At 40.4% G+C, this 16,485-nt stretch carries 12 protein-coding genes; 6 read left to right on the forward strand and 6 right to left on the reverse strand.

The window, feature by feature from the left end; genetic code table 11:
• Nucleotides 1-4 precede the first annotated feature (4 nt).
• Nucleotides 5-490, forward strand: a complete 486-nt coding sequence (locus MJO53_RS06275) for a regulatory protein RecX (protein WP_252080879.1) — start codon at nt 5-7, stop codon at nt 488-490.
• A 3-nt stretch (nt 491-493) separates the two neighbouring features.
• On the opposite strand, the gene MJO53_RS06280 is transcribed toward MJO53_RS06275, so the two are convergent.
• Complete coding sequence (locus MJO53_RS06280; protein ID WP_252080880.1) at nt 494-1,363, reverse strand: cupin-like domain-containing protein; 870 nt, start codon at nt 1,361-1,363, stop codon at nt 494-496.
• 187 nt (nt 1,364-1,550) lie between these two features.
• A complete protein-coding gene (locus MJO53_RS06285; protein WP_252080881.1) occupies nt 1,551-3,383 on the reverse strand; it encodes a TonB-dependent receptor plug domain-containing protein in 1,833 nt (610 codons plus the stop codon).
• 91 nt (nt 3,384-3,474) lie between these two features.
• Between MJO53_RS06285 and MJO53_RS06290 the strand changes: the two genes are divergently transcribed.
• The gene (locus tag MJO53_RS06290; RefSeq protein ID WP_252080882.1) at nt 3,475-4,971 is read left to right on the forward strand and encodes a PLP-dependent aminotransferase family protein; all 1,497 of its coding nucleotides are present in this window, start codon (nt 3,475-3,477) and stop codon (nt 4,969-4,971) included.
• 48 nt (nt 4,972-5,019) lie between these two features.
• On the opposite strand, the gene MJO53_RS06295 is transcribed toward MJO53_RS06290, so the two are convergent.
• Both MJO53_RS06295 and MJO53_RS06300 read right to left on the reverse strand, forming a co-directional pair.
• Complete coding sequence (locus MJO53_RS06295) at nt 5,020-6,447, reverse strand: flotillin family protein (protein WP_252080883.1); 1,428 nt, start codon at nt 6,445-6,447, stop codon at nt 5,020-5,022.
• A gap of 7 nt (nt 6,448-6,454) precedes the next feature.
• Nucleotides 6,455-7,030, reverse strand: coding sequence for a hypothetical protein (locus MJO53_RS06300; protein ID WP_224836074.1), 576 nt, complete (start codon nt 7,028-7,030; stop codon nt 6,455-6,457).
• A gap of 383 nt (nt 7,031-7,413) precedes the next feature.
• Here MJO53_RS06300 and MJO53_RS06305 point away from each other — a divergent pair, with 383 nt between their 5' ends.
• Nucleotides 7,414-8,913: an ArnT family glycosyltransferase gene (locus MJO53_RS06305; RefSeq protein ID WP_252080884.1), complete on the forward strand. Its 1,500-nt coding sequence runs from the start codon at nt 7,414-7,416 to the stop codon at nt 8,911-8,913.
• A 16-nt stretch (nt 8,914-8,929) separates the two neighbouring features.
• Here the strand turns inward: MJO53_RS06305 and MJO53_RS06310 are convergent, their stop codons facing one another.
• Nucleotides 8,930-9,316, reverse strand: coding sequence for a DUF2007 domain-containing protein (locus MJO53_RS06310; protein ID WP_252080885.1), 387 nt, complete (start codon nt 9,314-9,316; stop codon nt 8,930-8,932).
• Nucleotides 9,317-9,466: 150 nt separating this feature from the next.
• Here MJO53_RS06310 and MJO53_RS06315 point away from each other — a divergent pair, with 150 nt between their 5' ends.
• Entirely contained in the window at nt 9,467-11,266 is a 1,800-nt protein-coding gene (locus MJO53_RS06315) for a M61 family metallopeptidase (protein WP_252080886.1), read from the forward strand.
• A 52-nt stretch (nt 11,267-11,318) separates the two neighbouring features.
• On the opposite strand, the gene MJO53_RS06320 is transcribed toward MJO53_RS06315, so the two are convergent.
• Nucleotides 11,319-11,927 (reverse strand): superoxide dismutase, encoded by a 609-nt coding sequence (locus MJO53_RS06320; protein WP_252080887.1) that lies wholly within the window; start codon nt 11,925-11,927, stop codon nt 11,319-11,321.
• A gap of 121 nt (nt 11,928-12,048) precedes the next feature.
• Between MJO53_RS06320 and MJO53_RS06325 the strand changes: the two genes are divergently transcribed.
• Together MJO53_RS06325 and kbl are read left to right on the forward strand one after the other, a co-directional pair.
• The gene (locus MJO53_RS06325) at nt 12,049-15,168 is read left to right on the forward strand and encodes a UvrD-helicase domain-containing protein (RefSeq protein ID WP_252080888.1); all 3,120 of its coding nucleotides are present in this window, start codon (nt 12,049-12,051) and stop codon (nt 15,166-15,168) included.
• 14 nt (nt 15,169-15,182) lie between these two features.
• Nucleotides 15,183-16,376 carry a glycine C-acetyltransferase gene (kbl, locus tag MJO53_RS06330; protein WP_252080889.1) on the forward strand — a complete coding sequence of 398 codons (1,194 nt, stop codon included), beginning with the start codon at nt 15,183-15,185 and terminating at the stop codon, nt 16,374-16,376.
• Nucleotides 16,377-16,485: the final 109 nt, after the last annotated feature.

Raw genomic sequence — 16,485 nt, forward strand, 5'->3', positions numbered from 1 at the left:
ATCTATGAGATCACAATTTTCCGGACAGAAGTTTTACTCCATCCAAGAAGCAACCCAAAAAATGGAACGCTACTGTGCCTACCAGGAACGATGCCACAAAGAGGTAACGGAAAAACTAAAAAATATGAACATGATCCCTGAGGCCATAGATCAAATTATTGGGCATTTGATACAGGAAAACTTTTTGAACGAGGAACGTTTTGCAAAGGCATTTGCACGTGGAAAGTTCAATATTAAAAAGTGGGGGGCAAACCGCATAAAAAATGAGTTAAAGTATAGGGACATTTCTGCCTACAACATAAAGAGCGCCCTGGCTGAAATCTCCGATGAAGATTATTTAAGGACCTTGGATGAGCTGGCCAGAAAAAGATTAGACCAGATCAAGGAAACCAATAGCTTTAAAAAAAAGAAGAAATTGGCAGATTATTTACTCTACCGTGGATGGGAGAGCCATTTGGTCTACGAAAAAACCAACGAGCTGATCAGGTAGCTATTATTTTTGGAGCAATAGCTTTTGTGTTCGCTCCACGGCCTTCTCGTTCTTCCAGTCTATCCATTTTTGTCCTTTGAATTTTCGCATAAGGTTATCAAAATGCCTCATTACAAAAATATTGTAGACCGCTTGGCCAAAATTCCTGGGTTTTCTGGCAACCGCCCTCAAGCTCATTGAAAATCCTGGCGTTATATATTTCATATGATGCCAATATCCTTCCGGAATGTAAAGGACATTACCATGTTCCAACTCTGTTATGTGCCCTTTTGCATGTTGCAGGGCGGGCCATTTTTCTAAATCCGGATCGGCAAAATCAATATCCTCCCTGGTAATCAAGGAATGCGGGATTTTATAGAGGTATTTGGTCTCGGATTGCGAAAAAAGAATGCACTGCTTTTTCCCTTCAAAATGAAAGTGAAAGATATTGGCAAGATCTATGTCATAATGCATAAAGGTATGTGAATCCTCCCCGCCAAAAAATAGCATGGGCAACCCTTTCATTAAACGCAAACCAAAGTCCGGGTAATAAAAGTCTTTTTGAAGTACCGGAACTTCTTTGAGCACGTTCCAAAGAAAAATTCGGTAATTTGTTGGACCACTTTGCAATAGATCTACATAATCGGACATCTTCATTTTAGCGTGCGGTTCATTGAATCCTTCGTCGTGTTTTACTGGGCGATCATCGTACAATGGCACTTCCTTGTCCCCTGCCACCTCTTTTACATAGTCCAAGCTCCATTTGGAATATGCAGGCCAATCCTCAATAAAGCGCTCAATGACTACTGGCTTCTGGGGCTTGAAATATTTTTGGACAAACTCTTTCTTGGAAAGGGTTTTTTCCCGAGGTATCTGTTCAAGATTCAGCTTCAAGATTTCAATGAATTTGAAACCACTAAATTAAGAAAAGGATTTGAATGGTCTCCAATCCAACTTTTTGAAATTGTTTTTCCCATGTCTCGCTTTAGCTTCAATACTTGACCACGCTTTCGGGGGCGACCTTTGTTCCTACTAGTTTCCATCCTACTCATGTGCGATATTACAACACAGATTGGAGTGCCTATCTAAAACTATAACGCAGACCGAAAAGCACGTTGCTCGGCGGCATGGGCACAAAACCCGACTCTATGTAATCTGCATCGAAAATATTGCTAGCCGTTATGGTAAGCTCAGCCTGATTTACTTTAACGGCCAAAGAGGCATCCCAAACATTATAGGTTTGTCCCGTAGTACGTTCTGCGTACTTATAAACTATATTCTGACGTACATTCTTGAACAATTGCGTACTTAGGCGTGTGGTGTATTGATGTTTTAAAGTGTTCAAAGAATATCGCGATAATGCTTCATTCTGATCCAGAATATTATCATCCAAAAAAGCGTAGCCTACATTCAGTGTCTGAACAAAATCTTTGAACATAAAATTATAGGCGGCATCCAGCTCCAGACCTTTGGTATTTACCTCTGTAATATTAGTAGCTGTAAATACGTCTTCAGAAATATCGTTTCTGATATAATCTATAAGATTATCCGCATCTCTGTTAAAAACAGCTATACTAGCGTTAAACTTGATTGTGGTATACTTTAATCCTAATTCTTGTGCAAAAGCTTCCTCTGGTTCCAAATCTGCGTTTCCACTAGTAACAGGGTCGTTGTAGAACAAATCGGTATAGGTAGGAACGCGGTAAGTATAACCTATGTTACCATATACTTTAAAATTGTTTGTTAGGCTATACCCTATATCCAATCCGGGAAATCCTTTAAACTTAAAATCTGAAAAGTAGGTGAGTGCCACACCTGGTGTAATATCCAGCTTATTGTCCGCAACACTAAAGCGGTGCTCTAAAAACACATTGGACATAAAACGATCTCTATTACCAAGGTTGTTACTTCTTAAATAAATTTTGGAAAACTCTACCCCAAAACCTGTAATTCCCAGTTTAGAGAGGTAGGATGCATTGGTTTCCACTCCAATTTTATTGGAAATATGCATGTTCCTATAAAAACTCGGTTCGTTTCTTCTTAATAAAAATAAATCTTGATTACGTTTCCAGTAAATTCTTGGTTGTATTTTAAGCTTGTTGTTGTTAAAAGTGGTAGAAAACGCCAATAGGCTGTTTTGAGTTTCTTCATACTCATTAAAGGTAGGATTGGTGGTGTAAAAATTCTCGGCCCCAAAATTACGCTCCATAAATGTAGCTGTCATTTCTATAGGCTGTGCATTTTTATTGAAAATACTTTTTAAATAGTAATTGCCATTATCATAATCCGAGTTGTTTCTATAACCTTCGGATGTTATCCTGCCCACATGTATGATATGGGATGAGTTTTCCTTTTCCACGCCAGCCGTTACGCTACCATTCAATTGTCCAAAAGAACCTGCCTCTACATTTAAGGACACCGAATTGTTCAAATTCTTTTTGGTAATGATATTTATTGCGCCTGCAAATGCATTTTGACCAAAAACGCGTGCCGCAGGTCCTTTTATAATTTCAATTCTTTCTATTACCTCCAATGGTAATGCAGCATTCATGGTATGGTGACCGGTTTGTGCATCGTCCATTTTTACACCATCAATCAATAATAAGGTCTGGTCAAAGCCGCCTCCTCTTATGTACAAGTCGGCTTGGCTACCCCCGGTACCGCGCCTCCTAATATCTACGCCCGCAACTTGTTGTAATAAATCCGCAACATTAACTGCAGCACTGTTCTTTATATCACTAGAGGTAACTATGTTTATGGTTCTTGAATTTTCTTTGAAAGGAAGATCGATACGATTTGCGGTCACTACAACTTCGCTCAACGAATCTACTTTTACAACAGCATCATCTTGCTGTGCTTTTACCTGAGAAGCACCCGTAAGTAAAATCGCAGAAAATAAAATTGATTTCTTCATAATTGGAATTTATAACCGGTTGAAAGTTGTTCAATTAATGCTGCAAAAGTCCTAACTTTCCGGACGATTAAACTAGTCCAGTTTTAAAACAATGAATAGTCCGGTTTTTGAATTATTGAATCAGCTGGTATCGATAGATAAATCCTTGGTTCAGCCTGTATATGTGCAAGTGGCCCAACAAATTATGAACGCGATACAAAGAGGCTATTTAGAAAAAGGCAGCAAGTTACCTGGGACACGAGGGTTAAGTGATTTATTGGGCGTTCATCGGAATACGGCTGTGGCCATTTACGATGAATTAGCTTCGCAGGGATGGGTAAACATTATACCCAATAAAGGAACCTTTGTCGTGGTCCCGGAAAATTCCAAGGTAAAAATCAAGGCAAGCACACAGCACATCAATCGGGCATACGAATATCCAAAAGCCCCCGGGTTCCCGTTCCAACAATCCTTTAATCTTTCTTCAACAAAAGAAGAGACTACCGCTAAATATGCTTTAAGCGATGGTAAGCCCGATTTAAGACTGCATCCGGTGCATCAATTTTCCAGGTGGTACAGTGCGGCAATGAAACGAAAACCGTTGATCAACAAATGGAACAGAACAAGTGCTTTTGCCCCTTCCATTTTTAGCACGCAACTGTGTAATTACTTAAATGCCACTCGAGGATTTCATATTGAGCCAACCCATTTATTAAATACACGAAGCACGGAAATGAGCTTGTATATTGTTTCGCAGGTGCTAATTAATCCGGGCGATTTGGTACTGGTAGGTCAACTGAGCAATTATGTGGCCAACATGATATTTCAGCAAGCAGGGGCAAAAATAAAAACAGTGCCCATAGATGATGAAGGCTTGGATATTGGCCATATAATGGAACATTATTTACATGAGAACATTCGTTGCATCTATGTTTGCTCCAACAGGGACTATCCCACAACAATAACCTTAAGCACCAAAAGAAGGTTGCAATTGTTAGAATTGGCCAAAATTCATGGTTTTGCTGTAATTGAGGACGATTATGATCATGATTTTCAATTTGAAGGAAGTTCCATGTTGCCGATGGCAAGTTCAGATGCCGATGGAAACGTTATTTATTTGGGCAAACTAGGTCAGTCTTTATTTCCGAGTTTTCATACTGGGTTTGTTGTTGCGCCAGAACAGGTGATAACCGAAGCCAAAAACTACCTTCAATTATTGGATGCCCAAGGAGATTTAATACAGGAACAAATGCTTTCCGAATTGATATCCGAAGGCGAAATATACCGGCTCAAGAAAAAAAATATAGTCACTTACAAGCAACGTAGAGATGCTTTAAGCGCTTTATTAAAGCAGCACTTTGCCAATATCCTTGACTGGCGAACACCTTCTGGAGGATTAGCTGTGTGGTTGCGCTTTAAAACTCCGATATCCTTAATTAAGCTTGCCGAAGAAGCTGAAAAACTGGATTTATTTGTACCAAAAACCATCCTCTATCAAAATAAGGCTACCTGTGCCATTCGTTTTGGGTATGGACATCTAAACGAGGAAGAACTCAAAATTGTGATGGAAAAATTAAAACAAGCTTATCTGCAGGTAGTAGCTGCATAAAACAAAAAGAGACCATGTAAAAATGGCCTCTTTAATGGTTTGTCTGTTTTATGCACTTTCTGAAGATTCCGGCTTGTCCAAGTCCTCTTTAGAGTTTTTCCCGGCAACCTTATCTTTTCCTTTTAAATATTCTGGCAATTCCATCCCTGCCATGTTGAACATTTCTTGTAAAGGCGGTACAGATTTGTACATGCCTGAAATAAAGTTTGCCGTAGAATTCTTACCGTCTTCACTATTGCCAGAATCCCAAACAGTGACCTTATCTATCTTGATATTTTTAATGGCCTCGGCTTGTTTTTCAACAAGTTCCGGAAGTTTGTCCGCAATTAATAAAAGTACTGCATCCTTTGGGTTGTCTCCTGCTGCCTGAACGATTTTGTCCAGACCTTCTGCTTGTTTGGTAAGTACCTCAAATATACCCTTGGCCTCTGCCTGGGCTTTAAAAAGTATTGCATCTGCCTCTCCTTTTGCTCTTCTACGAATCATTTCGGCCTCAGCTTCCGCTTCAATTTCTACCTTTTGTTTGTCTATTTGTGCTGGTACGACAATATCTGCCATTTGGGAGCTTCTTTCGCGCTCTGCCCTAGCCATTTCCGCATCTTTCTCTGCCGCATAAGACTCTTCCAATGCTTTTGCCGCCTGTACCTTTTCTGCTGCGATCGCTGTGCGTTCCGCTTCTGCTTCGCGCTGTCTTCGTAAGGAATCTGAATTGGCAACATCAATTTTAGCAACGTTTTCCCCTTCTACCGCTTTGGCATTGGCCGCAGCTACCTGGGTACGCTCATCTTGTTTGGCATTGGCCTCACCAATAGAACCATCCCTGTTCTTTTCTGCTACGGATTTCCTTGCCGCATTTATGGCATGTGCGGCGGCTTCTTTACCCAGTGCTTCAATGTAGCCAGATTCGTCTACAATATCGGTAATATTAACGTTGATCAGTTTTAACCCAACCTTCTTCAGTTCCGATTCAACACTTTGAGAAATATTGGTCAGAAATTTATCCCTGTCGGCATTGATTTCTTCAATATCCATGGAAGCAACGACCAATCGCAATTGACCAAATATGATTTCCTTGGCCAATTCCTGAACTTCTTGCATACCAAGTCCTAAAAGCCGTTCAGCGGCATTTTGCATAATTCCCGGCTCTGTAGAAATACCAATAGTAAACCGAGAAGGCACATTAACCCGGATATTCTGTCGACTTAGTGCATTGGTAAGATCAACTTCGATAGAAATTGGTGTTAAATCCAAGAATTCATAGTCTTGGATTACCGGCCATACAAATGCGGCCCCACCATGAATACATTTTGCAGAATTACCTGTACCTACTTTTCCGTAGACTACAAGAATACGGTCAGATGGACATCTTTTATAACGCCTTATAAAAGAGATTATAATAATAAAGAAAAAGAGGATGGCGAAGCCTATGGCCAGTAAGGTAGCCCCTCCGCCCATTTGTAATGGTAGTGTTAGCATAGTAGTTTTATTTATTTAAAAGATTAACGATCAAAATCCCAGTGTCTGTTACCTCATGTACTTTTACCACATTGCCCTGTACCAGGTCTTGGTCTTCATCGGTCAAAGCTTGTAGTTCGCGCAGTGTCCCCTGAACATTTACGGAAACTTTGCCGATTCGAGTTCGATTAGCTCCAATGGTTAGGTACACTTCTCCTATTTGATTTACCGCATTGGAGAGTTTTAGCGTGCCACTGCTCTGCAATTTTGCCAAATAGTAGAATAGGGAAGCCATGGCAAGCATCATTAATAATCCGCACACCACAGAAATGAAGACTGTGAGTCCGGTGGACACCCCATTTTCAATACATGCAATTCCAGACCAACCGAAAATGGTAAAGAAGCCCATTAAGTTTTTAAAGGATAGAAATTGAAAATCAATTCCAGTATCCGCCTCAATGTCTGTATCCACATCCCCCAGATCATCTACATCGCCTCCGATCAAGGTTATTATTACAAGGACCAAAAGGATTGCCGAACCAGCAATGGCAACAATCCAATAGACTTTCTCAAACACAGTCAAAGCTGCAAACCAATTTTCCATGGTATTAAAATTTAAAGTTGGTTATAGGTGTTAAGATACTACTTTGAATCGATATTTTGGTAGGATCAAAGTTATCCAGCGGAAGGTAATATGGACTCTGCATTTTTACGAGATCTCGCAGCGTTTACCATAACGTTTCATTCTTTTTGGGAAATGCTTCGTAAGTTTCGAACGCAATCGGACAGGCCCAAGGTGTTCAAGAATAAAAAACAAATATTTCGGGGCCAAGAGGGCCTGTAGCTTCAAAAACATGATCTGTTCTACTTTCCAATTATATGTAGTTACAAATCAAATTTTGTTACAAATTACTTTTCAATAATTTTTCAAATGCAAAGAAACTATCAAACCATCCAAATTTATATATATTGCACAGAAGATAACCAATGGCCCAATTGCTCAACTCCATCGTGCTTCAAAAAAATGCTTCTTTAAGGTATCATAGCTTAGACTGGAAAACTGTCTTATTTATTTTGGCGCTATTGGCCATATGTATTCGGTTCCCCTTCTTTTTTAGGGATTATATAGATCGCGACGAGAGTACTTTTATCTTAATGGGTCAATCGTGGGTCGATGGTCATTTACCGTACACCCATCTTTGGGACCTTAAGCCTCCCATTACATTTTTATACTTTGCCCTGATCATAAAACTTTTTGGTAAGAGCTTTATCGCAATACGCTTGTTTGGTTCCTTACTTGTTGCCCTTACAGCCTTGTTCACCTACGGTATAGCGACAAACATTACTTCTAGAAAAGTTGCTTTTTGGACAGCGGTTTTCTGTGTTTTTTTTCAAAGCTTGTTCGGTAGTCTTCAAGGTGTAATGTCCGAACATATCAGTATTCTGTTCTTTGTAATGGGTATTTATCTTCTTTTTTGCAAAGAGAGTTGGGTTTCCTATCTGGCCATCGGGGGCCTAATTTCCCTTTCCGTACTATCCAAGTTGAACATGGTGTATCCTGCCGTATTTTTGGGATTGTTTTTAATATGGGAGGGACAAAAAACAAAACAATTGTCCCTACGGATCCGGCAATTATCATGTATGGTGATTGGGGCGGTGCTTATCGGTATTCTTACAATATTGCCCTATTATTTCCAGAACGAAATTCATGTGTGCTGGCAATCTATAATTGAGGCACCATTGGCCTATTCTGGAGGAAAACTACATTCTACCTTAAAAACATTGCCGTTTGTATTGGTGGTTTTGGGACTTTTAATAACCCTTTCAGTTCTTAAAATAATAGATTGGAAGGATACAAAAATCCAACTTTTGATTGTAATTACCCTGTCCATTTTATTGTCCTTTGTTCAGGCTGGAAAAGTGAACGGGCATTATTTGATCCAATTATATCCCTTTATTTTGATCCTTTTGGGCATTGCCTTCTCCAAACTTCCAACCATTCAAAAAAAATATAGGCCCCTAATTGCCATCTTGCTGATCTTAATCCCAATGGAATCGTATTTGGAGTATGGGAATATTATTTCCAACAAAATAGAAAAGGGCACTTTTTTTAATGGTGAAGGTATAGAAGTGCCCCAATACATAAATGATCATAATTTGGATGCCGAGAACATTTTTTTTACGGAATATCACATAGGGTATTGGCTGTTGAATACGGAACCCCCCACAAAAGCAGCGACCCACCCAAGTAATATAACCCGCGAAGAAATGTTTCCGTTTATGGAAAATCCCAGAAACACTGGAATGCAAGAACTCCGATATATTATGGAGGTTGTCCAGCCTAAAACTTTGGTGGCCAGAAAAGGAAAAAAGATATTCGACAAGAAATTGGTCGAATACAACACCTACATAGATGTTTATCTAGAAGATCATTACAATTTGGAAGCTACTGTTGGCAGAGGTCTAATTTATAAACGCTTAGAATAATTCCATTGACCAATGCTCAGCGAGCAGGCCTCGTAATAAAGTTGCACTGCATGCATTGGTACTTTCTAGGTTCAAAAAATGGAAACAGCTTATAGAAAACATTGCTTCTAGAGTAATAAATTTCTGATTTGGTAGCTTTACAATTGGGACAGACAACTGGGTTTCCCAACCTATCGGTAGCGTAACTCCGGATATCATCAAAAATTTCCTTGGCCCGTTCCCTATCGCTCGAATATACCTGAAGCTTAACCCCGCCCAGAGCGGCACTTATCAGAGGGTCAGAATTAATGGTAGCTTCGTCCCTCAAAAAAACAGGAATCCCCTCTGCTTCCAACTTTCCTTTAATTACTACGGCATCGGCAGGAAATTCAAAGGTTCCCAATGTGTAAAATTCTGTTTTCATGCTTCTGTCGATTTACTGAATAATTGTAATGCTGGTCTTCTTTTGATATAATGATGCATATAAAATAATTGGGAAAAATTAGCCACTCCACAAATGTAGTACTTACGTTGATTAAACTGTATCTTAGTCAATCTTAAACCTTTACCAAAAATGAAAATTACACTTTCTTTTTTATTGCTATTCTCGGTTCTATTACTAAACGCACAGACCAATACCTATCAAATCTCTTTCGAGAACGCCGAACATCATGAAGCAATTATTGAAGCCTCTTTTCCCGATCTAACCTCGGACACCGTTGAGTTCCGGATGAGCAGGACTTCTCCCGGGCGGTATGCCCTACATGAATTTGCCAAAAACGTATATGGCTTTAAAGCCACAGACGGTAAAGGAAACGCTTTGACGGTTACCAGACCTAACCCCTATGCTTGGAAAGTTAGCGGACACGACGGAACCATCAACATAAAATACGTTTTGTTTGCCAATAGAGGGGGCGGCACTTACTCCCAAGTGGACGAAACACATGCGCACCTGAATATCCCTGCGACTTTTATGTTTGCCCCAACATTGGAGGACCGACGCATCGAGGTAACTTTTAATGTCCGTGAAGACTTAGGTTGGAAGGTCGCTACGCAACTTCCATTGGTTTCGGGAACTACCTACTCGGCACCAGACCTTTATTATTTTATGGACAGCCCCACGGAAATCAGCAATTATATGCTTCGCTCGTTTAAATTGGATGGAAAGACCATCAGTCTTGCATTGCATCACAATGGCACGGAAGAAGAAGCCGATGAGTATTTTGAAAAGATAAAGAAAATAGTCTTGGCGGAGAAAGAAGTTTATGGCGAATTGCCCGATTTTGATTATGGAAGCTATACCTTTTTGGCCTGCTATATCCCAAATGCCTCTGGTGATGGCATGGAGCACAGGAACTCCACCATTTTAACAAGCACGCGCAGTTTGGCGAACGGTGGAATGGAGCGCAACATTGGAACAGTATCCCACGAATTTTTTCACGCTTGGAACGTGGAGCGTATACGTCCTAAAGCTTTGGAACCTTTTGACTTTGAAGAAGCCAATATGAGCGGTGCACTTTGGTTTGCTGAAGGGTTTACCAGTTATTATACCAACTTGATTCTTTGTAGAGCCGGTTTAATAACGCCCGCAGTATATGTGGAAGGTTTGGCCGGAACGTTCAATTATGTTTGGAACTCTCCCGCACGGCAATTTTTCAACCCCATTGAAATGAGCTTCCAAGCCCCTTTTGTGGACGCAGCCACCTCAGTAGATCCGGTAAACCGCGAAAACATGTTTATTTCTTACTACTCCTACGGTAGTGTTTTGGGTTTGGCATTAGATCTATCTCTACGCGAAAAAGGATTGAACTTGGATGATTATATGAAGTCGATCTGGAAAAAATATGGCAAACCCGAAATTCCATATACCATTCAAAACCTACATGATGCCTTAAAAGAATACGCAGGAAATACTTTTGGTGACGATTTCTTCAATAATTACATCTATAAAAGTGAAATGCCCGACTATAAAAAACTTATGGAGTCCGTTGGCGTTGTATTGGAGCAACCCGAAACCTATCCCTATTTTGGTGCATATGTTTCCATGTTGCCCGATAGATCCGGCTATAAGATTCTCAGAAACACAAAAATTGGCAGTCCTGCCTACCAAGCCGGTCTAGACAATGGGGATGTAGTTCTTAGTATAAATGATAAACCCTTTACCGAAGACCAATCTTTTGAGGATTACCTCGACCATTTCAGTATAGGAGAGCCTTTACTGGTAACATTCGCGAGGTTCGGAGAGGAAAAAACTACAGAAATGGTTTTGATCCCAAGTCCGGATTATATATTTAGTTTGATGGAGGATAAAGAGCAACAACCATCAAAAAAGATGCTGGAACGGCGAAAAGAATGGCTTACCATTAAGTTATAATAAAAAAAGCCGCTCCAATGGAACGGCTTTTTAATTGTATTAATTTCTGCTCTTACTTGTAGGCAGCGTAATTTTCTGCAACCTTATCCCAATTGATTACATTAAAAAATGCATCGATGTATTCTGGTCGCTTGTTCTGATAGTTCAAATAATATGCATGCTCCCAAACGTCCAATCCTAAAATTGGTTGTGCTTCGCAAGTTACTCCGGGCATTAGTGGATTATCTTGGTTTGGTGTTGAGCAAACTTCCAACTTGCCACCTTTGTGTGCACACAACCAAGCCCAGCCCGACCCAAATTGGGTAGCGGCAGCGGCCGAGAATTTTTCTTTAAAAGCATCGAAAGAACCAAAAGCATCATCTATGGCAGAAGCCAATTCTCCGGATGGAGCTCCTCCACCGTTTGGGGACATTACTTCCCAAAAAAGACTGTGGTTAAAAAATCCGCCACCATTGTTTCTGACCGCGGCATTGGACATGTCCAAATTGGACAAAATGTCCTCGATTCCTTTTCCGTCCATATCTGTTCCTTCGATGGCAGCATTCAACTTAGTGGTGTAGCCATTGTGGTGCTTGGTATGGTGGATTTCCATGGTCCTTGCATCTATATGGGGTTCCAATGCATCGTATGCATACGGTAACTTAGGTAGTTCAAAAGCCATAATATTCTGTTTTTTTAGGTTATTACTTTATTTAGGTAAAAATACAAGTTTTAACATTTATATTCCGCTAAAACCATGTTAACATCAAGCTGGGAATCCTTATTTTGCAAGAAAAATACACTTGGACGGCTCCAATTTTAAAATATACAGTGCATCTGCAGGTTCGGGCAAAACATATGCCCTTGCCAAAACCTACCTAAAATTATTGCTTTCCAACGATTCCGCCATAAAATTCCGTCAAATCTTGGCCATTACCTTTACCAATAAGGCAGTTGACGAAATGAAATCCAGGATTTTGGACAATCTTTTTGCTTTTGGACAACATGTTGTGCCAGAAAAACAGAACGGTCTGTTCTTGGCCATTTGCAACGAACTTTCACTGTCCGAACAACAATTGCGGCAAAGATCGCAACTCATTTTAAAGCGTATTCTCCACAACTACTCTTTTTTTGAGATTTCCACCATAGATAAGTTTAACCATAAGATCATAAAGACCTTTGCAAGAGACCTTCATCTATCACAAAATTTTGAAGTGGAACTCAACACGGACGTCCTATTGGAAGAAGCTGTTGGCAGATTATTAGAGCGCGCCGGGAACGACGAGAACCTTACAGAGGTCTTGATTTCCTTTTCGCTCGAAAAAATTGATGATGATAAAAGTTGGGACATTACCTACGATTTAATGGAAATTGGAAAGCTGCTGTTTCAAGAAAACCATGCCGAACATGTGGAACCATTGCGTGAAAAATCGATCAATGATTTTAAGGAAATCCAAAAACGGATAGCAACTGAGAGCAAGGCGATTAAGGAAAAAGTGGTGCAATTGGCTCAAAGTGCACTTCAAGAAATAGAGAATCAAGGATTTGAGCAGACCGATTTTTCGAGAGGAACTCTTCCAAATCATTTTATAAAAATATCCGAAGGCTTTTTTGACACTAAAAGACTGTATGCCAACCAACTGGAGGAAAACCTTAGAGAGAACAAAAAACTCTTAAATGCAAAAGACAAAAGAGACTCTTCCGTTTTAGCTTCTTTAATTTTAAAGCAATATTTACTTATAAAGAAAAATCTCCATCAACTAGCCTATCTCCAAAACATATACGGCAACATAGTGCCCATGACGGTCCTGAACGAAATCGCCAAGGAAATCAAGAACATAGAACTAGATCGTGACATTGTGCCAATTTCGTCTTTGAACGCAATTCTCTCCAAAGAAATCAAAAACCAACCTGTACCTTTTATTTATGAGCGGATGGGCGAAAAATACCGCCATTATTTTATAGATGAGTTCCAGGATACCTCCAAAATGCAATGGGAAAATTTGGTGCCGTTAATTGGCAATGCCCTGGAAAGTGAGGATGAAAAACAAGAACGGGGATCCCTTTTTTTGGTGGGCGATGTAAAACAGGCCATTTATCGCTGGCGAGGCGGCAGGGCGGAACAGTTCCTGAACCTGATCAATGGAAAATCGCACCCATTTGTTGTGGAACCAAGTATTAGTTCGTTGGATACGAATTGGCGCAGTTTTGACGAGATCGTCAACTTTAACAATAGCTTTTTTACAGAAACGGCTCCTGTGCTTGCCAATGAAGATTATCGAAACCTCTTTTTGAACGACTCTCATCAAAAAACGAACAACAAGCCCGGTGGCTACGTTCAAATAAGCTTTTTGGACAAGGACGAGAAGGACAAAGATCACGTTTATTGTAATGAGACCTTAAAATATATTCAACACATTATTTCGGAAAAATATGCTTATTCCGACATCTGTGTGCTGGTCCGCGATAACAAAAAGGGCATGTTGTTAGCGGATTATTTGGCGCAACACAAAATCCCTATTATTTCTTCGGATGCTCTATTATTGGCCAATAATGAAAAAGTGAGGTTTTTGATATCCGTTCTTCGAATTTTTGAAAACCTAAAAGACCGGGAAGCAGCATACCATATATTAAGGTATCTATCCCCTGATCAAAATAGTGCCCACGAGTTTATTTCCGGACATTTGGAAAATATAGCGGTATTCTTGGCATCCCAATATAGTTTTAACCTTGTTGATTTAAAGGGACAACCCGTACTCACCATATTGGAAACCGCAATTGTACATTTTGAGCTTTACCAAGGTTCCGTTGCACACATTTCTTTTTTAATGGACGAAGTGCTCGATCTCGAAAAAAGGGAAGGACCCAGCGTGTATGCCTTCCTTAATTATTGGGAAGTAAAAAAAGAATCCCTGTCCATAGCTGCTCCAGATGGAGTGGATGCTGTAAAAATAATGACCATCCACAAAGCCAAAGGACTAGAATTTCCTTTTGTGATTTTTCCATTTGCCAGTGCGGCATTGATCAAAAGGGACAAAAAGTCGTGGGTTGCCGCCACTCCTCAAGAAGACAAGATAGGCCTGAATGAGTTTCTTTTGAACACCAAAAGCGATATGCTGGAGTACAACCCCGTAACACAAGCAAAGTATTTGGAAGTCGAACAAAAGTCCTTGTTGGATGCAATGAATGTCCTTTATGTGGCCCTTACCCGCCCCGTAAAAGGATTGTTCGTAATTACAGAATCGGGCAAAAAAGAAATTGTTACTATCGAAGATGCATCCTCCTATCCAGATCTTTTTCAATGGTATGTTCAGCAAAAAAACCTATCTGAATCCGAGAAAGGTGTTTTTGCCATTGGTACATTTCCTGTAAACAATGAATCTTCTTCGACTTTAGAGTCAACCGAAAACTATATCCCATACCTCACGCGGCCCAAAGAAGATACTGGCTTTGCCATTTCCACCAAATCTGGCCGCATGTGGGACGATGAGCGTTTGGAAGCCATAGAAATGGGAAATGTTATTCATTTTGCCTTGAGTCAAATCGAAACAGCAAAAGATATTGACCCGATTTTGGAACAGCTGGAAATCGAGGGGCATTTTCCCAAAGGAGCAACTGTCGACATCAAACAAAAAATAATGGCGGTGGTCAACCACCCAAAGTTAAAAGAGCTGTTCCTGGAAAACCATCAAATTTTAAACGAACAGGAAATTCTAACCACAGATGGTCGATCATTACGCCCGGACAGAATTGTACTGGATGGCAATAATGCCTACGTAATCGACTACAAAACCGGCAAACCAACTCCCAAGCACAAAGAGCAGATTGCCAACTACGCAGATGTGTTGAGAGATATGGGCTATAACATCAAAGAATCTGTTATTGTTTATATTGACCAAGAAATAGACCCTATTTTTGTATAAAGCTAAATAAAGATATGTACGGAAAAATTAAAGAACATTTGACCAAAGAGCTGGAAGAAATCAAAGAAGCTGGCCTTTTTAAAAAAGAACGCATCATAACATCACCTCAAGGTGCTGTCATAAAAATTTCCACTGGTGAAGAGGTCATTAATTTTTGTGCGAACAACTATTTGGGGCTATCCTCCCACCCAGATGTGATCCAAGCCGCCAAAGATGCGATGGACACCCACGGCTTTGGAATGTCCTCGGTACGATTTATTTGCGGAACACAGGACATCCACAAAGAATTGGAACAGAAAATTGCCGATTTCTGCGGTACCGAGGATACCATATTATATGCCGCCGCTTTTGATGCCAATGGAGGTGTTTTTGAACCCCTGCTCACGGCTGAGGATGCCATTATCTCCGATTCCTTGAACCATGCCTCCATTATAGACGGTGTTCGTTTATGCAAGGCAAAAAGATATCGATACGCCAATAATGATATGGCCGATCTAGAGGTACAACTAAAACAGAGCAAAGCAGATGGAGCCCGTTTTAAGATTATAGTCACCGATGGGGTTTTCTCCATGGACGGTCTAGTGGCCCCATTGGATAAAATTTGCGACCTCGCCGATAAATATGATGCCATGGTAATGATAGATGAATGCCACGCCGCAGGTTTCATTGGTGAAACAGGTCGCGGTACCTTGGAAGAAAAAGGCGTTATGGACCGAATTGATATTATAACAGGTACTTTGGGCAAAGCCCTAGGTGGTGCCATGGGCGGTTATACCACAGGAAAAAAAGAAATCATTGAACTCCTGCGCCAGCGTTCCAGACCCTATCTGTTCTCCAATTCCCTGGCACCTGCCATCGTTGGAGCCTCCATTAAGGTTTTTGACATGTTGGACAAGGACACCACATTGCGCGATAAACTTCAGAGCAACACAGAATATTTTAAAAAAGGCATGAAGGAAGCCGGCTTTGACATTATCGACGGGGATTCCGCCATAGTGCCAGTTATGCTCTACGACGCCAAGCTCTCACAGAATATGGCAGACATGCTGTTGGATGAGGGCATATATGTTATTGGATTCTTCTATCCCGTAGTTCCCAAAGGCAAGGCAAGAATACGCGTACAACTATCGGCTGCTCACGAAAAAGAACATTTGGACCATGCCATAAAAGCATTTTCCAAGGTGGGAAAATCGTTAAAGGTCATCTAAATTCGACGAAATGCAATAAATCTTCTGGCAAATGAGTCAAAAAAAAAGAAATTTAGATTTTGTTAATAAGTCTTAACAACTTACATTTGCTGCTGATAAACACTTAAAC

The sequence above is a fragment of the Flagellimonas marinaquae genome (genome assembly GCF_023716465.1).
Taxonomy (GTDB): Bacteria; Bacteroidota; Bacteroidia; order Flavobacteriales; family Flavobacteriaceae; genus Flagellimonas; species Flagellimonas alginolytica.

Bases quoted from the DNA above. Each gene is read 5' to 3' on its own strand.
- MJO53_RS06275 (WP_252080879.1), top strand. From the start codon at position 5: ATGAGATCACAATTTTCCGGACAGAAGTTTTACTCCATCCAAGAAGCA.
- MJO53_RS06285 (WP_252080881.1), bottom strand. From the start codon at position 3,383: ATGAAGAAATCAATTTTATTTTCTGCGATTTTACTTACGGGTGCTTCT.
- MJO53_RS06290 (WP_252080882.1), top strand. From the start codon at position 3,475: ATGAATAGTCCGGTTTTTGAATTATTGAATCAGCTGGTATCGATAGAT.
- MJO53_RS06295 (WP_252080883.1), bottom strand. From the start codon at position 6,447: ATGCTAACACTACCATTACAAATGGGCGGAGGGGCTACCTTACTGGCC.
- MJO53_RS06300 (WP_224836074.1), bottom strand. From the start codon at position 7,030: ATGGAAAATTGGTTTGCAGCTTTGACTGTGTTTGAGAAAGTCTATTGG.
- MJO53_RS06305 (WP_252080884.1), top strand. From the start codon at position 7,414: ATGGCCCAATTGCTCAACTCCATCGTGCTTCAAAAAAATGCTTCTTTA.
- MJO53_RS06310 (WP_252080885.1), bottom strand. From the start codon at position 9,316: ATGAAAACAGAATTTTACACATTGGGAACCTTTGAATTTCCTGCCGAT.
- MJO53_RS06315 (WP_252080886.1), top strand. From the start codon at position 9,467: ATGAAAATTACACTTTCTTTTTTATTGCTATTCTCGGTTCTATTACTA.
- MJO53_RS06320 (WP_252080887.1), bottom strand. From the start codon at position 11,927: ATGGCTTTTGAACTACCTAAGTTACCGTATGCATACGATGCATTGGAA.
- kbl (WP_252080889.1), top strand. From the start codon at position 15,183: ATGTACGGAAAAATTAAAGAACATTTGACCAAAGAGCTGGAAGAAATC.